The organism is Rouxiella badensis, assembly GCF_002093665.1.
GTDB classification, from domain to species: Bacteria; Pseudomonadota; Gammaproteobacteria; order Enterobacterales; family Enterobacteriaceae; genus Rouxiella; species Rouxiella badensis.
Window position 1 is genome coordinate 1 of sequence record NZ_MRWE01000027.1, and the last position, 19,949, is coordinate 19,949.

Below are 19,949 nucleotides of genomic sequence, written 5' to 3' on the forward strand. Positions count from 1 at the left end.
CTCATAAACGTTAAGTCATAAAAATAGTTCATTTTTGAACAAAGTGCCACTCTGATTTTATAGAAACTTTACTTACCTGACGCCAAGAGTAGGAAAAAATCAAGTAAGCTCAAGCGGTCACACCAAAGCTTAATTCGGTTTTTTAATTATAAAAATCAGAATGATACAGAATAACCTTCCGTTGAGGTGTGAAAGAGCACACATTTAGAGATTTTATCGAAATGGCATTTCAGAAAGGAAAAAACCGGCCAACATGAGGTATTAAACGGGTTTCAAACCTCAGTTGTCCCGGTTTATAACGCGATTTATTCGCTTCAGAGTTTACTTTTTTTGCTGCTTGGCGGAAGAATATCGCTGACTGAGCAATCATCGCGATATACCTCAAGCAATAAAGCCTGGTTAAGCTGGGAGTTGAAACTCTCAGAGGGATTGGTTGCAGCCGTCTGCCTGACGTCCAGGGCAGCCTCTAACATAATATTAAATTCAGCATAGTGACTAAACGTATTTTCGGAGCATCCCACTATAGCGGCGCACTCAGAAGAGGTCAGCTTAGGATGACTGGCTTTAACTCTTCTGGCGAAATACGCGTCGCATTCCCCCGGCACGCGCGGCACCTCCATTCCGGCTTTGACAGCGTTGTCCGACATCCCTATAAATACTTTCATCCGTCTCAGATTATAGGGATCGGTGCCGGATAACGATGAACATTCTAAAATCGTAAGATGCGGATGGGCTAACTTTATCCGCCGTGCATAAGCACTCATGTTCTCGTCATCTGTTTTTGGACAAGCCATTCTCGCGGCCTGCGCTGTCGGAGATAACTCCCTCAACTCGGGAGTATTTCGCAACTCACGTAAACTGAGACCTGAAATGCAGCTTAAATCCCTTTTACGTAAACCGCTAAAGTTCTTAGTCAGACGCACCGCATAATCTCGGGAAGATTCATCACTGCTTTTCTTTATGGCATCAATTGCCGCTTGAGCAGAGGACGACAAGGTCAGAAATTCAGGCATTGTTCGCATACGACGTTCCTGTACACCTGATAAGCGACACAGGTCTTTAACGGTAAGTTCGGGGTCGGGAAAAATACTTCTCAGGCGGCTTACATACTCATGGTCACTCTCGTCAGGCTCTCGCGGCATTAGCCATTGTGCGGCAGCGCCAGACTCGGTTAGCTCATTGAATACAGGAAGATGCCATAGTTCGCACGCCCTGACGCCCACAATTTTTGCCGTATTGCTCATGCTTAAGTTTGGATAAAGCATTTTAATACGAAGCGCGTAACTGACTTTGTTTTCACTGAAATTACGCTTGGTGCTTAACGGTAACCCATAAAATTCGGCCGTAGAGGGCAGTAAGTCGTTTCCCTTTTGTCTCTCTTGGCAATCCGTTTCAGGATACTCAAAAAATGAGTTAGGCCTGGTGGCACTTTGGGAAACGTTAGCGATATTCGGTGGAGGAGTAAGATAATGGGTTGATGATTCAAGCGGCTCGGCGACCCATGTAAATCTCGCCAAAGGGAGGTGAGTAGAAACACTGAGCGGAATATCACTCATTAGACTCTCCCTGTGAGAGGGAGCAAAAATTTATAATTAAAATCAATGATTTGCGTAACTTCCCTGCTCGATTTAGCAGACTCAAAAACTTTATGTCATCCATAACATCGCTCCAATTTTCGGATGACGATAGCACAAATAAAAGGGGCTAAAATGCAAAAAACGACGTTAATGACGGCTAATAAAATATTTTTATTTTTCCTGTAAGTCACCCTCGGGAAGTTAAATCAGGGTACGAAGAACTTAAGAGAAATAAATTAAAAAAAACCAGTGTTACGCCAAGCGCTTCACCGGTTTATTATTTCAAAGGTTTTTAAATCAAGGCCTTACCAAATCATCCCCATAGCCGATCCACTTATAGGTGGTCAGCGCCTCGAGGCCCATAGGGCCACGCGCGTGGAGTTTTTGAGTGCTTACCGCCACCTCTGCGCCAAGACCGAACTGACCACCGTCTGTGAAGCGGGTGCTGGCATTGACGTAGACGGCCGAGGAGTCAACTTCATTGACGAAGCGTTCTGCACTGCTGATTGAGCGGGTCAGGATGGCATCGGAATGCTCGGTGCCGTACTGGCGAATATGCGCCACGGCGGCGTCAAGACTGGCTACCACGGTGACATTGAGATCCAGAGACAGCCATTCGTCCTGGTAGTCTTCTTCCTTTACATCAACGACTCTGGCAGGACCGTCTTTCAGGTGCGGTAACGCGGAGCTGCTGGCGTGCAGTGTCACGCCCGCAAAGTGCATTTTCTCGCTCAGCGCAGGCAGGAATCGGCTGGCGATCGCCTCGTGCACCAGCAGGGTCTCAAGACTATTACAGGCGCTTGGGCGCTGAACTTTAGCGCTCTCAATCACGGTCAAGGCTTTCTCGAAATCAACGCTTTCGTCCACGAAGGTATGGCACACGCCAATCCCGCCGGTGATCACTGGAATGGTAGACTGCTCGCGACACAGCTTGTGCAGCGCCGCGCCCCCGCGTGGAATGAGCATGTCAATATACTTGTCGAGGCGCAGCATCTCGGCAACCAGCGCGCGGTCCGGGCTTTGAATAGCCTGAACGGACGCAGCAGGCAGTCCGCACTCTTCGAGCGCTTTCTGAATAACGTTAACGGTCGCCAGATTGGTGTGATGCGTCTCTTTACCGCCGCGCAAAATCACAGCATTGCCGGTTTTAAGACACAGGCTAGCAACATCGATGGTTACGTTAGGACGCGCTTCGTAAATCACCCCGACAACGCCGAGCGGGACGCGGCGACGTTGCAGTTTTAAGCCGCTGTCCATTTGTGCGCCGTCAATGACCTGTCCGACCGGGTCACTCAGTCGGCAGACGTCGCGCACGTCGTTGGCAATGGCGGTCAGACGCGCTGGCGTCAGCAGCAGTCGGTCGAGCAGCGACTCTTTCATGCCGCTTTCACGCGCGGCCGCCATGTCGAGTTCGTTAGCCTGAATAATGCTCTGGCTGTTGGCCTCAAGCATGTCGGCAATCAGCATCAGCGCCGCGTTCTTCTGCGCAGTACTCAATGTAGAAAGCTGGTAGGAAGCCTGTCTGGCGGCCTTACCCATTTGCTCCAACATAATAACTCCTTAACTTACGATCATATCGTCGCGGTGAACGGCAACAGGACCGTACTCATATCCGAGGATATCGCTTATCTGCTGAGAGTGATGACCGGCAATCATACGCATTGCATCACTGTTATAGCGGCTCACGCCGTGCGCCAGGTCACGTCCCGACAGGTTGCGGATGCGGATCACTTCGCCGCGCGAGAAGTCACCCTTCACGTCGCGGATGCCTTTTGGCAGCAGTGAGCTTCCACGTTCCAGCATGGCGGCAACGGCACCGTCGTCGACGGTGATTTCACCCGCAGGGGGCGCACCGAAGATCCAGCGTTTACGGTTCTCCAGCGGGGTTTCCATCGCGTGGAAACGGGTACCGACAGAGTGACCGGCAATCACGTCACCGACCACGCCCGGCAGGCTGCCAGCGGCGATGATGGTATCGATGCCCGCACGGCAGGCGATGTCGGCAGCCTGAAGCTTGGTTGCCATGCCGCCAGTGCCGAGTCCGGAAACGCTGTCGCCGGCGATACCACGCAGGGCGTCGTCAATTCCCCTCACCTCGCGGATAAGCTCTGCGTCAGGGTTGGTGCGCGGATCGGCGGTAAACAGGCCGGGCTGATCGGTCAGCAACAGCAGTTTATCTGCACCCGCGAGAATAGCGGCCAGTGCAGAAAGATTGTCGTTATCGCCTACTTTAATCTCGGCGGTGGCAACGGCGTCATTCTCGTTGATCACCGGTACGATATGATTATCGAGCAACGCATTCATGGTGTCGCGGGCATTCAGAAAACGCTCGCGATCTTCGAGATCGGCACGGGTCAGCAGCATCTGCCCGACGTGGATCCCATAGATCGAGAACAGCTGTTCCCACAGTTGGATCAAACGGCTTTGACCTACCGCCGCCAGCAGCTGCTTGGAGGCGATGGTGGCGGGGAGTTCGGGGTAGCCAAGGTGCTCGCGTCCGGCTGCAATCGCGCCAGAGGTGACGATAACAATACGATGCCCTGCCGCGTGTTGCTGAGCGCACTGGCGCACCAGTTCAACAATGTGGGCACGGTTAAGGCGGCGTGAGCCACCGGTGAGCACGCTGGTGCCCAGTTTTACAACCAACGTTTGGCTGCCACTCATAATCTTTCTGCCATTTGTCTTGAATTAAAGAATCGAAAGGACGTATGCCGTCACTATGCTGTCTTTTTAACAGTTGGGGCGCGTTATGCCAACTGACATAACGCTAAATAATGACATACAAATTGGATAGAGCGAAATCCAGCTTTATGCGGGAAGCTTGATGGGGTCTTTGGGAAGTTCTTCTGCGGGTTCGAGCTTGAGTTCCATTTCCACAATCATCGCGTTCAGGTTCTTATAAAAATCCTGCAGCGTGGTTTCAAGCTTCTCCATCACTTCAGTATTTTTAATCTGTTGAGCTTTCCAATTACCATCCTTGTCGAATAGGCCATATTCGTAAACATAGGTAAAACGGTCGCTTTCAGCCTGCAGCTCAATCCACCATCCCCAGAATTCACGTTTCTCGGGTGCTGGCTTCACGTTAACGCAAACTGCCAGACAATCGAAGAAGAAACGCTCGTTCTCGCATTTCGCTTCGCGGATATAAGGGCCTAACGTGCCGAAACGTTTCATCAGTCTGCTTTTAGGATGACCACTTGGTAACGTCATGTACAACCTCCTTATGTAGACCCACATTTGTAGCAAACCGTTAAGAATTAGCAATCTATTTGTTATTCAATTTTTAGTTTCAACCACTGGCAAATATCTTTTAGCGCCTTGTCATAGCCGCCATACAGCGGCTTTGAGGGGATAGCAATAACCTTGCCGTCGGGGCTGGAATCCGCTATCAGCCTCGATTCTTCTTTCGGACTGAAGGGATCGTTGTCCCAATAACAGGACAGCATCGGCACCGGTGTTCGTCGGCCCAGCAGTCCCTGCATTTTCAGAGAATACCGATTCAGCTCCACCTTGAGCGCCGCGTCACTGGCGTAATGCATGCCGATGCGGCTCGCCAGCACGTCCATATACATATCGGGGATACGTTTTTGGCAGGCGCTGTCGGTGAGCATCTGATGGACGATAGGCCCAAGACAGGCAACCGCCTTGATGCGGCGTGGCTCAAGATAAGCAAGCCGCACGGCCACGTTGCCGCCGAAACGAGTACCAAAGACGGCGATGCGCGTCGCGTTCACCCACGGAATTTTATCCAGCCGAGTCAGCACCTGCTGATGTAACGCGCTGGTGTCCTGCGTCAGTTTGGCGTGCGCCGAGAATCCGACCGATGGCATGTCGATAGTAATCATTGCTATACCGAGCGGTGCCAGGTAGCTGCGGAACAGGCGGTGATAATCGCTCTGTAAGGCATCCAGCCCACCGCAAACCAGTACGGCGGGAAAGGGGGCTTCACCCTGATTCGGCAAATGAACAAATCCGACGATAGGCTTAGTCCCTTCAACCGGCAGAGAAAACTCTTTCAGTTTATAGCTCGACCCCTCGGCAGATTGCTCGAAGGCCTTATTGCCCAAGACCTCGGCCTGCTCGGCGAGTGCATCACCTTTAATGTGCGGATAACCGGCAATGCTGTAAAAGTTGGCGGCCTTTAGCCAATACTCGCTGGCCTTTTCGGCGTGCGGCTCTTCCTGTGCTTTCTTCTGCCAAAACATTGCCTGATTCGACCACTCGTAGATCCAGTTGCCGCCGCGATAACCGACCACGGTATCGAGCAGCTGGGCGTCGGTTCGCTCGGCGGTCGAAACGGCAATGCGGGACAAGACCTCTTCAACCTCAAGGGGATCAATACCGCGCCACAGCCACATCAGGCGGTTAATTATCCTGTACCAGCAAGGTGCCGAGTCTCCTTCGAGCGCAGAATGGACAGTGGGCGAGGAATGACGATCGGATCGCGCGACCAGCGTGGAAGTCTCAGGATATTTAAATCTTGGTTTGAACAGTTTTTCAGAAAGATTCGTGGGCGCCATAACAGTTAACTTCCTCTTTTGGCAGATGAGAAGGCGCGGGCGCACCCTCCCCAGCCTCGGATTATAACAAAGTCTGGCGAAGTCGTATCAGGACCTAAATCAAAAACGCCCGCAGAGGCGGGCGTTTGGCGCGATTAAGATTCTCCCGCTTAACGGGGATTACTTACCTGCGATAGGTGGAACGAAGACGACGCCCATATCCCATGGCTGTTCGATCCAGGTGTTTTGTGGGATATCTACCACATAATCATCAACCAGCGGACGACCAGCCGGTTTTGCGAACACGGTCACGAAATGAGCTTTGGGATACATTTCACGGATAGCCTGCGCGGTACCCCCGGTATCAACCAGATCGTCAATTACGATAAAGCCTTCGCCATCGCCTTCTGCACGCTTAAGGACGTGCATTTCACGCTGATTGTCGTGGTCATAGCTGGAGATGCACACGGTATCAACGTGACGGATGTTTAACTCACGAGCCAGCAACGCTGCTGGAACCAGGCCACCACGGCTAACGGCAATAATGCCGGTCCATTGTTCTACCGGCAGCAGGCGCTTAGCCAACGTGCGGGCGTGAATTTGCAGCATGTCCCAAGTTACAACGTACTTTTCGCTCATTTTTTAACTCTCAAGATAGGGATCCCCAGCCTTTAAGATTAACGGCTTTTAAAAAATTTATTCAGGGAAAAATTGTTGCGCGAGATTATAGTGAGTCCTGCGGCTAAAAACCAGCGGTTATCCCGTACGCAAAGGCCAAAATTAGCGAATTATCCCCTTTGCCTATCGCGCACAGCGCCGGAGAAAGTGCTATTCTGTCGGCCATCTCGTCACATCTTTTGACCATCCAAAACCGGGAGACTCACAGTGTCTGAACTGTCTCAACTTTCTCCACAACCGTTGTGGGATATTTTTGCTAAAGTTTGCTCTATTCCTCATCCTTCTTATCATGAAGAAGAGCTGGCAAAACACATTGTAGACTGGGCCGCCGAACAAGGTATCCATGCAGAGCGCGACCAGGTGGGCAATATCCTGCTGCGCAAGCCCGCAACGGCAGGCATGGAAAACCGTAAACCAGTTGTGCTGCAAGCGCACCTTGACATGGTTCCACAAAAAAACAACGACACCGTTCATGACTTCCTGAAAGATCCTATTCAGCCCTACGTTGATAACGGCTGGGTTAAAGCACGCGGCACCACGCTGGGAGCCGATAACGGCATCGGTCTGGCGTCTGCTCTGGCAGCACTGGTTGATAAAAGCGTTGAGCACGGCCCGCTGGAAGTGCTGCTGACCATGACCGAAGAAGCCGGTATGGATGGCGCATTTGGACTCCAGCCAAACTGGCTGCAGGCTGAAATTCTGATCAACACCGACTCGGAAACCGAGGGTGAGATCTACATGGGTTGCGCCGGGGGTATCGACTTTATCACCACCCTGCCTCTGCAACGTGAAGCGGTACCGGCGGGTTTCACTCCGTTGAAGCTGACGCTGAAAGGCCTGAAAGGCGGCCACTCCGGTGCTGAAATTCACCTGGGTCTGGGCAACGCTAACAAGCTGCTGGCCCGTTTCCTGTGCGAACATGCCGAGAAACTGAACGTACGTCTGCTGGACTTCACCGGCGGCACGCTGCGTAACGCCATCCCGCGCGAAGCTATCGCGCAGTTGGCCGTTCCTGCCGACAAGGTCGAAGCGTTCAAAGCTGCCGCTGATGAATTCCTGGCAACCGTACAGTTTGAACTGGCGGCCGTTGAGAAAAACATCAAGCTGTTGGTTGAAGACTTCGCAACCAGCACCCAAGCGCTGAATAAAGACAGCCAGAGCCGTTTCCTGGGCCTGCTGAACGCGACGCCAAACGGCGTGATCCGCATGAGCGATGACGTAAAAGGCGTAGTTGAAACCTCCCTCAACGTTGGCGTTGTTACGATGAAAGAAGGCGAAGCAGAAATCATCTGCCTAATTCGTTCTCTTATCGATAGCGGTAAAGACTACGTGGTGAGCATGCTGACTTCCGTAGGCCAGCTGGCGGGCGCAATCACCAAGCCGAAAGGCGGCTATCCAGGCTGGAAACCCGATCCGGAATCACCGGTGATGGCGCAGGTTCGCGAAATCTATCAGGGTCTGTTCAATAAAACCCCGAACATCATGGTTATCCACGCAGGCCTGGAATGTGGTCTGTTCAAGAAGCCTTATCCGGAGATGGATATGGTCTCGATTGGGCCGACCATTACCGGACCTCACTCACCGGATGAGCAAGTGCACATCGGCAGCGTTGACCTGTATTGGCAGCTGTTGACGGCGCTGCTGAAGGCAATTCCAGAACGCGGTTAATTTCTAAAATGCGTCAATCCCCATTAGATTTCAGGCAGCAAGTGCGTTGGCTGCGTGAAGGATGATGGGGATTTTTATTCCCAGGGTAATAAAAGCTGCCGTTCTATTTGCGGATCCTGTAGCGTGACGTGCAGTCCGACCAGCCTGACGCCTCGCCCTCCCCGACGCATTTCCCAGGCTTCTCTCGCCACCTTGAGCAAATCATCTTTATTGAGTATCGGCCAGACATGCTCCTGCGTCGTTTGCTGAAAATCATGGAATTTGAGTTTAACGCCCTGACGCGCGATACGCAGACTGGGGCTCACGCGGGTCAAACGCGTCTCAAGCTCGGGATATAAACGCTCAATCAGCGCCACACAGCTTTCCCAGTCGTGAATATCTTCCGCCAGTGTACGTTCGACGCCGACCGATTTACGCAGGCGCTCAGCTGAAATCTCACGTTCGTCGATTCCCTGACAGCGCTCCCAAAGTACCCGACCAAACTTGCCAAACCTTTTCAGCAACAGCGCCACATCATAGCGCTGTACATCCCCACAGGTGATAAGCCCCTGCTCTTCGAGTTTGGCCGCCGTGACTTTCCCAACGCCAGGAATTTTAGCCAGCGGCAGATCTTGCAAAAAATCGGCCACCTTGTCCGGCGTGATGACGAACTGTCCGTTGGGCTTGTTCAGATCAGAGGCGATTTTCGCTAAAAATTTGATGGGCGCAATACCCGCCGACGCGGTGAGATTAAGCTCGTCGGAAATGGCCTGGCGGATCTCGCTGGCAATCAGCGTCGCCGAGCCGCTACAGTGCGGGCTGTTGGTGACGTCGAGATAGGCTTCGTCGAGAGAAAGCGGTTCAATCAGCGGAGTATAACGAGAGAAAATCTGCCGAATATGCCGCGACGCTTCTTTATAGGCTTCTCCCCTGCCGGGAATGACTTTCAGATGCGGACACAGCTTGAGTGCCATCGCGGTGGACATAGCACTGTGTACGCCGTAGCGTCGCGCCGGATAGTTCGCGGTGCTTATCACCCCACGCCGCTCTTTACTGCCGCCGATGGCCAGCGGGATATCGCGCAGTGAGGGATCGTCGCGCATTTCAACGGCGGCGAAAAAGCAGTCCATGTCGACGTGAATGATCTTGCGCATAGCCCCCCTCCGCTTTCTGATAACTGTATAAGTATACAGTGAGCTTTCCAAATCTCAAGCCTTCACCGCGGGCTATTAATCGCCTTAATTTAGCTTAATTTGTGGGAGTTTTGTAAAAAGCTGCAAATAAAGGCTTTTTTTAGCCCGTTATAGAAATAAATTACATTTCTTACCATTGATAAAAAATTAATCAGTATTAAGATGGCTGCGTTCAAGGTTAGTGAATATCAGTGGCAGTCCGCGACGTCTGGTTTGCGGATAATAAATAATAGAGTTGTATATAAAGCAGGATTAAGAATGGTCAGAATCGCGCTGCTGCTTGCGATGCTTTTCAGTTTGCCCTTTTTTGCCGTGAGCACCGCTGTCGCCAGCGAACAGGTCCCGGTTGAGAGTGGTGTTAAACAGCAATTATTAGGTTCACCCGTTTATATTCAGATATTTAAGCAAGAGCGTACTCTCGAACTCTATGCCAAAGTCGAAGATAAATTCCAGCTAGTGGGTGCGTATCGCATTTGTGATTTTTCAGGTGGATTAGGCAACAAACGTCGTGAAGGCGATTTTAAAAGCCCAGAAGGTTTTTATAACATCGATATTCATCACTTGAAGCCAGACAGCCGTTTCTATCGCGCTATTAATATCGGCTTCCCGAATGATTATGACCGCGCTCAGGGTTATTCAGGTAAATATCTGATGATCCACGGTAACTGTCTTTCTATCGGCTGCTATGCAATGACCGATGCCTACATGAATGTGATTTATAACTACGTTCAGGCGGCGTTCGACAATGGTCAGCGCAACGTTGAAATTAGCATCTACCCGTTCAAGATGACCGACTCCAACATGCAGTTGCACAGAGGCTCTTACTACATCAATTTCTGGCGTCAGCTGCAGCCTGGCTATGCCTACTTCCAGAAATACCACCAGCCGCCGAGCGTTTCAGTGATCAACGGCAATTACGTGGTTAATCAGTCGCAGGCCTTGACGCCACAGCCTTCACAGCTGGCGTTCGCCACAGTGAAATAATGCAAACTCGCCTGGAGCAATCTTGTTCCAGGTTTCATTGCCCGTCAGCGGCTGGGTCGCAATGACCGTGACAACATCATCCGGCGTCGTCTGCTGCTGAAAATCAATTTCCACGTCCTGATCCAACAGTGTCGCCTTGCCAAAGGGGGCACGACGGGTTATCCAGTGAAGATTGGTCGAGCAGTACGCCATCACAAAATGCCCATCCGACAACAGCATATTAAACACGCCCTTCTGACGTAGCTCATCCGCCAGTGAGGCAATATAGCGAAACACCGACGGCCAACTGCGCGGCGTGCGCGGATAACGTTGGGTTAATTTGTGCAGCAGCCAGCAGAATGCGTATTCGCTGTCGGTTTGTCCGACCGGGCGCAAGGTGCCGGTGTCTAGCTGGCGATAACCTCGCAGCTGGCCGTTGTGCGCATAAGTCCAGTTACGGCCCCATAGCTCGCGGGTAAACGGATGGGTGTTTTCCAGTGAGACTTCACCGCGATTAGCCTGACGGATATGCGAGATGACAGCCAGAGACTTGATCGGGTATTCCTGCACCAGGCGGGCAATGGGCGAATTAAAGCTGGGCTGTGGATCTTTAAAAGTTCGGCAGCCGTTACCTTCATAAAAGGTAATACCCCAGCCGTCTTTATGTGGACCAGTAAGCCCCCCACGCTGCACCAACCCGGTAAAGCTGAAGCAAATATCGGTAGGGACATTTGCACTCATCCCGAGCAGTTCGCACATCGCCAGTCTCCTTAACTTTCACATTGGAATAATAAAACCTGCCTGAGCAAGCTTATTATTCCGCCATCTCTTTTTCGATTAATAATATCAGGATATGGATGATTTTGATGTGAATTTCCTGCACGCGATCGGCGTAACCGAAGTGTGGAACGCGGATTTCAACATCGGCACCCAGTGACGCCATTTTACCGCCGTCTTTGCCGGTGAGGGTAATCACTTTCATGCCTTTGGCTTTCGCGGTTTCCAGCGCCTTGATGACGTTACCGGAATTACCTGAAGTAGAGATGCCCAGCAGCACGTCGCCTTTTTGGCCTACGGCTTCAAGATAGCGGGAGAAGATGTATTCATAACCGAAATCGTTGCTGACACAGGAGATGTGACTGACGTCGGAAATGGCGATCGCTGGATAGCCGGGACGATTGTCGCGATAACGACCGGTCAGCTCTTCGGCGAAGTGCATCGCGTCGCAGTGTGAGCCGCCGTTGCCGCAGGACAGCACTTTGCCACCGGCCTTGAAGGAGTCAGCAATCAATTTTGCAGCGCGCTGAATAGACGCAATGTTGTTCTCGTCGCTGATGAATTTATTAAGAACTTCAGCAGCTTCGTTAAGTTCAGTACGAATGATATCCAGGTACATGGCAGCCTCTTATCGTTTCTGTTGCCGCGGGTTAACCGAGCATTGAATTGTTTTGCCGTGCAGTGTAGCGGAAAGCCGAAAAAGCGAGAAGTCTTCCAGCCGTCCCAAATAAGATACTTTACGCTTTTGACACATCGTGCTGCGACTTTGTGACGTAAGTTGTAATTAGGATGTAAACGCGTTGATAAAGCCTTTCGCTTGGACTAAAACCATAGTATCCACTCAACAGGTCAGACCTCCTACAACTCAGGAGTTTTACTATGATGGTTCTTAGCATTGTTGCCCTACTGGTTCTTATTGGAGCCTTGTTTTATCACCGCATCAACCTGCCGGCGAGCAGCGCTATTCTGCTGGTCTACACTGCCGCAATGGCCTTTTTAGGCCTGTGGACCCCTTGGCTCCTGCTGCCGCTGGTGATTATTTTGCTGCCTTTGAATGTGCTGCCGCTGCGCCGCGCCCTGTTCTCACGCGCTGCGCTGCGCAGTTTCCGTAAGGTCATGCCGAGCATGTCGCGCACAGAGAAGGAAGCGATTGAGGCCGGTACAACCTGGTGGGAAGGCGATTTGTTCAGCGGCACGCCCGACTGGAAGAAATTGCATGATTATCCTCAGCAAACGCTGACCGAAGAAGAACAACGCTTCATTGACGGCCCGGTTGAGGAAGCTTGCCGCATGGCAAATGACTTCCAGATTACTCACGAGCTGGCAGACTTGCCGCCCGAACTGTGGGCCTATCTGAAAGAGCATCGCTTCTTCGCGATGATCATTAAAAAAGAGTACGGCGGCCTCGAGTTTTCAGCCTACGCTCAGGCGCGTGTGCTGCAAAAACTGGCGGGCGTTTCCGGCATTCTGGCTATCACCGTGGGTGTCCCTAACTCCCTCGGCCCAGGCGAACTGCTGCAACACTACGGCACCGACGAGCAGAAAAATTACTATCTGCCTCGCCTGGCCAAAGGTCTTGAAATACCTTGCTTCGCATTGACCAGCCCTGAGGCAGGGTCAGATGCTGGCGCTATCCCAGATTTCGGCGTGGTGTGCATGGGCGAATGGCAGGGTAAACAGGTTCTCGGTATGAAACTGACCTGGAACAAACGCTATATCACCTTGGCACCTATCGCTACGGTGCTGGGGCTGGCCTTCAAACTGAAAGACCCTGACCATCTGCTGGGCGACGTCGAGGAACTTGGCATTACCTGTGCGCTGATTCCGACCGATACTCAAGGGGTAGAAATTGGCCATCGCCACTTCCCGCTGAATATTCCGTTCCAGAACGGTCCTACCCGCGGTAACGGTATTTTCGTGCCGATCGATTACATTATTGGCGGGCCAAAAATGGCCGGTCAGGGCTGGCGTATGCTGGTTGAATGTCTGTCGGTCGGTCGCGGTATTACCTTGCCGTCCAACTCTACCGGTAGCCTGAAATCACTGGCTGTTGCCACCGGTGCCTACGCCTACATTCGCCGTCAGTTCAAACTGCCGATTGGTAAAATGGAAGGTATTGAGGAGCCACTGGCCCGCATCGCCGGTAACGCCTATGTGATGGACGCCGCCGCAACGCTGATTACTAACGGTATTATGCTCGGGGAAAAACCCGCCGTGCTGTCGGCTATTGTGAAATACCACTGTACCCATCGCGGTCAGCGCGCGGTAATGGACGCCATGGATATCACCGGCGGTAAAGGTATTATGCTCGGTAACAGTAACTTTGTTGCCCGCTCGTATCAGGGGGCTCCAATAGCCATTACCGTTGAGGGCGCAAACATCCTCACCCGCAGTATGATAATCTTTGGACAAGGCGCAATTCGCTGCCATCCTTACGTGCTCAAAGAGATGGCTGCGGCCGAGAGCAACGACCTCAACGCCTTTGACCGTGCGCTGTTTGGTCATATTGGACACGTCGGCAGCAATAAGGTGCGCAGCCTGTGGCTGGGACTGACGCATGGCCGCACCAGCCGTGCGCCGGTGAACGATGCGACACGTCGCTATTACCAGCATATCAATCGATTGAGTGCCAACCTGGCGCTGCTTTCCGATATCTCGATGGGCGTGCTCGGCGGCAGTCTGAAACGCCGTGAACGTATCTCGGCACGCCTTGGCGATATCCTTAGCCAGCTTTATCTGGCAACGGCGACGCTAAAACGTTATGACGAAGAGGGCCGCATCGAGGCTGACCTGCCGCTGGTACATTGGGGCGTGCAAGACTGTCTAAATCAGGCTGAAACGGCCATCGCCGATCTGCTGCGCAACTTCCCGAACGGCTTTATTGCGGCGGTGATGACGATGATTATTTTCCCACTTGGCCGCGTGCATCGTGCACCGTCTGACCTGCTTGACCACCAGCTGGCGCGCATTCTTCAGGTACCGTCTGCGACCCGTAGCCGTATCGCGCGGGGTCAATATCTGACCCCAAGCGAGCATAACCCGGTGGGTCAGATGGAGCAGGCATTGGCCGATATTATCGCCGCCGAACCGGTACATAAAAGACTGTGTGATGCGATGGGTAAAAAACTGTCGTTTACCCGTCTGGACAAGCTGGCACAAATGGGGATGGACGCCGGTCATTTGAGCGCCGATGACGCCCGCATTCTGGCTCGCGCCGAGGAAAGCCGCCTGCGCTCGATTAACGTCGACGAGTTTGAGGCCGACCAGCTGGCACAGCAAAAACCTGAGAAAAAAGAACAGGAAAAGCCTTCAACTCAACATATTGAAGCGGCTTGACCTCCCCTCTTGATCCGAGCACAGTGACGTCACTGACTCAGGCTTGGGTGATGTAACATAAAACTTGCTGGAAAGGCCGCTGACCGGACCCGCACAAAAAAACCGCCATCAGGCGGTTTTTTTGTGGGCGGTATTCTCAGGAAAAAATCAGAGAACAATCAGCCTTTCTTCGGACGCACACGCATGGTCAGGCCTTTCAGGAAGTAGCGCAGAACCTGATCGCCGCACGGGCGGTAATTCTTGTGGCCTTCCTTACGGAAGAACGCGCTCAGCTCACCTTCAGACACTTTGAAATCTGCGGCCGCAAGAATGGCCTGCAAATCTTCAGTTTTCAGCTCAAAGGCAACGCGCAGCTTTTTCAGCATCACGTTGTTGGTGACGCGCTTTTCAACTTCCGGAGCGGGGAAGCGATCGTCTTTACCACGTTTGAAGAAAATCAGACCGTTCAGGAAGTTTGCCATCACTTCATCAGGGCAAACCATATAGTCCGCTTCGTCTTCTTTTTTCAGATAACGCGACATCACCGCTGGAGTAATGATGGTTCCGGTAGACGCCAAAATCTCAATCAGCCTGCCTTCGCTCAGATCGAGCATGTAGCGAACGCTGCGCAAGACATCGTTATTCATCATAATTCTGTATTCCCGTGTGGGTTAGTTGGTAAACCGAGGAACTGCACTGGGTTTACCCGCTGGCACCTCGTAGCCGGGCATTATACAAGTCTGCGGCGCAAGTGCCCCTTCTTTCTGATGACTTATTTGACACGCCGCGCACCCTGAAGGGGTTCGCGGCGTTTTTAGGCGAAACAGAGAGGAAAATCTAGCCGTTTTGGCGAATGCGGGCGATTAGCGCTTCGATATCGTTAATCTGCGGTGCGGTGATGATCAACCATTGGCCCAGGCTTACCGCGTGGCGCTGGCAATCATGACGCATCTCGTCATCGCGAATGTTTTTGAGGTCAGCAATCTGTGAGAAACCAATAGTGCGACGAATAAGCTCCGATCCACAGTAACCTACGGCGTCGTGCCAGATTTGCTGCAAGAAATGCTCGGCATAACCCGGTACTTTAAACGCGACGTCCTGCGTTTTATCACGCGCCAACTGTAGGAAACGTTCGGAGAAACTCAACCAAAGGTCACGCAGCTCCTGTAGGCGTTGCTCACGTCCGTCGGCGGCTTCACGGGTGGCGACCAGTCCCGGCAACGCACAGTAGTTGAGCAGCAGATTTCCCATCGCAGAGCCTGGATCAAAGCCGATTGGGCCGTAGAAGCCAAATTCGGCGTCGATGACTTTCAGACTGCCTTCGGCCACAAAAATCGAACCACTGTGTACATCGCCGTGCAGCAGGGCTTCGGCATTGCTGAGGAACCGCTGCTTGAGCGAAGCCACCGCAAGACGCAACGTCATGTCGGCCTGCAATGCATCAACCTCAGGCTTGAGGGCTGGCTCAAAGCGGTTACGCTCGTGTTCGATATAAGGATCGGTGAAGAACAGATCTTCGGTTATCAGACAAAGCTCAGGGTTAAGGAAGCGACCGACTTCTGATTTTTTCTTCTGGGCATCCTGATAAAGATCTGAAGTGTGGAACAGTGTCTGAGCCAGATATTCACCCAGTTGGCTGGCCGCCTGAGGATAGTATTTTCCCTTCACCAGCTCGCCGCGCCAGATAAGATGGTCGGAGAGATCTTCCTGTACCATGACCGCCAACTCCGGGTCATGATGCAGGACTTTCACGGTGTGCTGTGGGCAGTATTCAGCGTGCACAATCAGGGTTTCTGCTTCTATACGCGAGCGGTCGATAGTCAGCGGCCAGGATTCACCTACACAGCGCACATAGGGCAGCGCCTGCTTCACAATGACGCGGCTCACGCCTGCGGTATCGCGAATTTTGAATACCAGATTCAGGTTACCGTCACCGACCTCTTCGGCGCTGACTAACGATTGCGGGTCTTCAACGCCACCAAACTGGCGGGCGTACTCTACGGCATCTGCGGCGCTAAACGTGTAATAACGTGACATCCTAACCTCTCGTAATCTTTCTTATACAACCCGACTTGTTTTATTGTGAAACTGAATTCTATTGACCCAAAGCATATAGCCATAAAAGCATTTAGACGTCTATACATCCGAAACTTATGTTGGCAGAATAAGCAGCCAGATGCAACCGCGCAACAGGGATTTAAATCACAATGCAGACTCTTACCACCACCAGTTTACGTATCCGCAAAAGTCAGCTGTGGATATTGGACCAGCAGGCCCTGCCGCAGCGCGCCGAGTGGCACCTCTGCCGCAGCGTTGACGACCTCGTGGGGCACATCCACGCCCTGCGCGTTCGCGGTGCACCGCTGATTGGTTTATCCGCCAGCCTACTGCTTGCCCAGCTCGCAGAAGAAGGCATGCCGGTTGCGGATCTGCATAAAGCACTGATAACGCTACGCGAGTCACGCCCGACGGCGGTAAATCTGATGAATAATCTCGACCGCATGAAAGTGGCACTGGAGCAGCGCTTTCACGTCCCGGCGATGGTTCAGGAAGCCGAAGGTCTGGTCGGTGAAGACCGCGAGCTTTGCAGCCGGATTGCCAATAATGGCGCGGCGCTGGTGACGCAAGGTAGCCGTCTGCTGACCCACTGCAACACCGGGGGGCTAGCCACTGCGGGCGTTGGCACGGCGCTCGGCGTTATCCACCGCGCACATCAGCAGGGAAAGGTGTCACAGGTATGGGTCGATGAAACGCGTCCTTTATTGCAGGGCGGTCGACTGACGGCCTGGGAATTGGGCGAGCTCGGCATTCCCTATAAGCTGATTTGTGATTCGATGGCGGCCAGCCTAATGGCCAAGCGGCAGGTCGATGCCGTGTGGGTCGGCGCCGACCGCATTGCGGCCAACGGCGACGTCGCCAACAAGATTGGCACCTACAGTCTGGCGGTACTGGCTCGCTATCACGGTATTCCTTTCTATGTCGCCGCGCCGCATACGACGCACGATCCACACTGTCCGAACGGCGATGCCATCCCCATCGAGCAGCGCGCAGCCAAAGAAGTGACTGGCGTATCGGGCAGTTTTGGCGACGTGCAGTGGGCACCGGTCGATGCTGACGTCTATAACCCGGCGTTTGACGTTACGCCTGCCGAGCTTATCAGTGGGTGGGTGTTGGACAGTGGCGTGGTGACGCCGGCACAGGTGGCAGAAGGGATCTTTAAACGCAAATTTGATTAAGCCCGGCCAAGATTAGGGTTGAGAGACAAGAGATGACACCTTCCCCTGTTGTCTCTCACCCATTTAGGCGGTGCGCCAGCCGAAAATGGCCGTATTACTCCCCCATCCTCGGATAGGCATCGGCTATCTTGTCGCCGGTGAAGTGCGCCACCCAGCCTTCTTGATTGTCAAAAACGCGAATCGCGGTAAACGACGGTGAACCGCCCATATCAAACCAGTGACGCGTGTTGGCAGGGACCGAAATCAGGTCATTCTTTTCACAGAGGATTTGGAAAATCTTGCCGTTGAGATGCAGACAGAATAACCCCGCGCCCTCGACAAAGAAGCGCACCTCATCTTCGCCATGGGTATGCTCGGACAGGAATTTGCTGCGTAACGCTTCGCGCTGTTCGTGGTCAGGGCGCATGCTGATAACGTCCCAGCTCTGATAGCCTTTCTCCGCCACCAGCTTATTGATTTCGCGCTGATAGGCCTCGATAACCTGCTCCGGCTGCGGATTGCTGCCGAGCTCACGGTCAGCCTGCCAGCGTTCGAATCGGACATCAATCTTCTTGAGCTCGGCGGCGATCGCCTCCCCGTCGCGGCTTTCCCAGATAGGGGCCGAAGGGTCGCTGTCGCTGAAAATGGTCAGTGCACTCATTGCAAACTCCTGGTCAGTGGATCAGTCAATCACAACCTGATCAAAACGGTTAACCTGCTTGTGGTCACTCTGCTCGTCTGGCTCATCGCGAATCAGCTGGCACGTATTCCAGCCCGCTTCGCGCGCAGCGTCCAGCTCCTGGCGAATGTCTGATAAAAAGAGGATATCCTGCGCCGGCAGCAGCAGCTGTTCGGCTATATTCTGATAGGACGTCACCTCGCGCTTGGCCCCCACGCGAGTGTCGAAATAGTCGGTGAACAGCGGCAGAAGGTCGCCCTCTTCACTGTAGCCAAACAGCAGCTTTTGCGCGTCGACCGAGCCAGATGAGTAAACAAACAGCTTGATGCCCTGCTGCTGCCACTGCACCAGCTGCGGTACAACGTCGGGATAAACGTGCCCTCGGAAATCCCCTGCGGTATAACCGGTGCGCCAGATAATACCTTGCAGCGTTTTCAGCGCCGGGGATTTCTCGTCCTTGTCCATGTAGACGTAGAGCTGATCGACCAGTTCGACGATTTCAGCCTGCGGTTCATTAATCTCTTCACGCAGCGCATCCAATGCCTGCAATACTTCCAGGTCTTGCCCATGGCGGGTGATAAAATCGGCCAACCGGGCACGAGCATAGGGGAACAGCACCTGATGCACGAAGCGGATGTCGGTCGTTGTCCCTTCAATATCAGTCACAATGGCACGGATCATTTGGCCTCCAACAGGCGAAGTTGCAGTTCACACTGGAATAAAAACTCCAGTCCCTCCAGATGACGGCGCGCCTCGGCGACATTTTTGCCCCAGCAGGTCAGGCCGTGTCCGCGGACCAGAAAACCATAGTGTAGCGGATGTGACTGGGCCCATTGAGCTATCTCTGCGGCCAGCGCAGGAATATCCTGACTATTGTCGAAAATGGGAATAACCACCTCGTCGAGGTGCGTACGCTGACCCGCCAGCGACTTCTGCATTTCATACCCCTGCAACACCAGGCCGTTGCTGTGCTCAACGCGAGACAGCACGGTCGAGTTTACCGAGTGGGTGTGCAATACCGCACCCACTTCAGGATACAGTCCGTAAATCAGCGTATGCAAACCGGTTTCAGCAGAGGGTATTCTGCCGCTCGGCACGTGGTTGGTGGCAATCTCTACCTGCAGAAAATCATCGGCGGTCAGTTGCCCTTTGTCCTTACCCGATTCAGTAATAAGGCAGTGGCTGTCACCGTCGCGCACGGACATATTGCCGCCGGTAGCCGGGCACCAGCCTTTTTCACCAATCCAGTGGCAGGCCGCAAGTAGAGCATCAAGAGGATTATTTTCGGTCATTATTTTTCCTGAAAACCGTGCGTTTATGAGAGGGTCCGTGCCGCGCTTTCTGACTGATTATTCTGTTTCGCTCTGAGCTAGATGATTGCGCTATTTAGCCGTTTAAACATCTAA

The 19,949-nt window shown here is 52.9% G+C and carries 18 protein-coding genes; 4 read left to right on the forward strand and 14 right to left on the reverse strand.

The genetic code is table 11. The annotated features are described in order from the left end of the window. Positions 1 to 314 precede the first annotated feature (314 nt). From BS640_RS15385 to gpt, 6 genes are all read right to left on the reverse strand, one after another. Positions 315 to 1,556 (reverse strand): hypothetical protein, encoded by a 1,242-nt coding sequence (locus BS640_RS15385; RefSeq protein WP_017491482.1) that lies wholly within the window; start codon positions 1,554 to 1,556, stop codon positions 315 to 317. Between the two features lie 318 nt (positions 1,557 to 1,874). After that, positions 1,875 to 3,128, reverse strand: a complete 1,254-nt coding sequence (proA, locus tag BS640_RS15390; RefSeq protein ID WP_017491483.1) for a glutamate-5-semialdehyde dehydrogenase — start codon at positions 3,126 to 3,128, stop codon at positions 1,875 to 1,877. A 9-nt stretch (positions 3,129 to 3,137) separates the two neighbouring features. Then, the gene (proB, locus tag BS640_RS15395; protein ID WP_017491484.1) at positions 3,138 to 4,241 is read right to left on the reverse strand and encodes a glutamate 5-kinase; all 1,104 of its coding nucleotides are present in this window, start codon (positions 4,239 to 4,241) and stop codon (positions 3,138 to 3,140) included. A 144-nt stretch (positions 4,242 to 4,385) separates the two neighbouring features. Further along, positions 4,386 to 4,787, reverse strand: a complete 402-nt coding sequence (crl, locus tag BS640_RS15400) for a sigma factor-binding protein Crl (RefSeq protein ID WP_017491485.1) — start codon at positions 4,785 to 4,787, stop codon at positions 4,386 to 4,388. A gap of 62 nt (positions 4,788 to 4,849) precedes the next feature. Further along, positions 4,850 to 6,097 carry an esterase FrsA gene (frsA, locus tag BS640_RS15405; protein ID WP_084912878.1) on the reverse strand — a complete coding sequence of 416 codons (1,248 nt, stop codon included), beginning with the start codon at positions 6,095 to 6,097 and terminating at the stop codon, positions 4,850 to 4,852. Positions 6,098 to 6,256: 159 nt separating this feature from the next. Then, positions 6,257 to 6,715, reverse strand: coding sequence for a xanthine phosphoribosyltransferase (gene gpt / locus BS640_RS15410; protein WP_026110476.1), 459 nt, complete (start codon positions 6,713 to 6,715; stop codon positions 6,257 to 6,259). Between the two features lie 246 nt (positions 6,716 to 6,961). On the opposite strand from gpt, the gene pepD reads away from it, so the two are divergent. Further along, positions 6,962 to 8,422 carry a beta-Ala-His dipeptidase gene (pepD, locus tag BS640_RS15415; RefSeq protein WP_084912879.1) on the forward strand — a complete coding sequence of 487 codons (1,461 nt, stop codon included), beginning with the start codon at positions 6,962 to 6,964 and terminating at the stop codon, positions 8,420 to 8,422. Between the two features lie 74 nt (positions 8,423 to 8,496). Here pepD and dinB read toward each other — a convergent pair whose 3' ends face one another. Then, entirely contained in the window at positions 8,497 to 9,555 is a 1,059-nt protein-coding gene (gene dinB / locus BS640_RS15420; protein ID WP_017491489.1) for a DNA polymerase IV, read from the reverse strand. A 297-nt stretch (positions 9,556 to 9,852) separates the two neighbouring features. On the opposite strand from dinB, the gene dpaA reads away from it, so the two are divergent. Then, entirely contained in the window at positions 9,853 to 10,578 is a 726-nt protein-coding gene (dpaA, locus tag BS640_RS15425) for a peptidoglycan meso-diaminopimelic acid protein amidase (RefSeq protein ID WP_017491490.1), read from the forward strand. Here the strand turns inward: dpaA and BS640_RS15430 are convergent. Then, entirely contained in the window at positions 10,549 to 11,316 is a 768-nt protein-coding gene (locus tag BS640_RS15430) for a class II glutamine amidotransferase (protein ID WP_017491491.1), read from the reverse strand. The two genes, dpaA and BS640_RS15430, sit on opposite strands and share 30 nt — an antisense overlap. Positions 11,317 to 11,371: 55 nt before the next feature. Next, positions 11,372 to 11,953 (reverse strand): D-sedoheptulose 7-phosphate isomerase, encoded by a 582-nt coding sequence (gene lpcA, locus BS640_RS15435; protein ID WP_055781231.1) that lies wholly within the window; start codon positions 11,951 to 11,953, stop codon positions 11,372 to 11,374. 260 nt (positions 11,954 to 12,213) lie between these two features. Here lpcA and fadE point away from each other — a divergent pair, with 260 nt between their 5' ends. Beyond that, the gene (gene fadE / locus BS640_RS15440; protein ID WP_084912880.1) at positions 12,214 to 14,670 is read left to right on the forward strand and encodes an acyl-CoA dehydrogenase FadE; all 2,457 of its coding nucleotides are present in this window, start codon (positions 12,214 to 12,216) and stop codon (positions 14,668 to 14,670) included. A 158-nt stretch (positions 14,671 to 14,828) separates the two neighbouring features. On the opposite strand, the gene BS640_RS15445 is transcribed toward fadE, so the two are convergent. Both BS640_RS15445 and mtnK read right to left on the reverse strand, forming a co-directional pair. Beyond that, positions 14,829 to 15,299, reverse strand: coding sequence for a YehS family protein (locus tag BS640_RS15445; RefSeq protein WP_017491111.1), 471 nt, complete (start codon positions 15,297 to 15,299; stop codon positions 14,829 to 14,831). Positions 15,300 to 15,486: 187 nt separating this feature from the next. Beyond that, a complete protein-coding gene (gene mtnK, locus BS640_RS15450; RefSeq protein ID WP_017491112.1) occupies positions 15,487 to 16,686 on the reverse strand; it encodes an S-methyl-5-thioribose kinase in 1,200 nt (399 codons plus the stop codon). Between the two features lie 170 nt (positions 16,687 to 16,856). On the opposite strand from mtnK, the gene mtnA reads away from it, so the two are divergent. After that, positions 16,857 to 17,885 (forward strand): S-methyl-5-thioribose-1-phosphate isomerase, encoded by a 1,029-nt coding sequence (gene mtnA, locus BS640_RS15455; protein ID WP_017491113.1) that lies wholly within the window; start codon positions 16,857 to 16,859, stop codon positions 17,883 to 17,885. 94 nt (positions 17,886 to 17,979) lie between these two features. Here mtnA and BS640_RS15460 read toward each other — a convergent pair whose 3' ends face one another. Genes BS640_RS15460 through BS640_RS15470 form a run of 3 tightly spaced genes read right to left on the reverse strand, consistent with a single transcriptional unit; the run spans position 17,980 to position 19,835 of the window. Next, positions 17,980 to 18,525 carry a 1,2-dihydroxy-3-keto-5-methylthiopentene dioxygenase gene (locus BS640_RS15460; protein ID WP_017491114.1) on the reverse strand — a complete coding sequence of 182 codons (546 nt, stop codon included), beginning with the start codon at positions 18,523 to 18,525 and terminating at the stop codon, positions 17,980 to 17,982. A 21-nt stretch (positions 18,526 to 18,546) separates the two neighbouring features. Beyond that, a complete protein-coding gene (gene mtnC, locus BS640_RS15465; protein WP_017491115.1) occupies positions 18,547 to 19,224 on the reverse strand; it encodes an acireductone synthase in 678 nt (225 codons plus the stop codon). Continuing rightward, on the reverse strand, positions 19,221 to 19,835 hold the full coding sequence (locus tag BS640_RS15470; RefSeq protein WP_017491116.1) for a methylthioribulose 1-phosphate dehydratase: 615 nt from the start codon (positions 19,833 to 19,835) through the stop codon (positions 19,221 to 19,223). Before BS640_RS15470 ends, mtnC begins: the two co-directional genes overlap by 4 nt. Between the last annotated feature and the right edge of the window lie 114 nt (positions 19,836 to 19,949).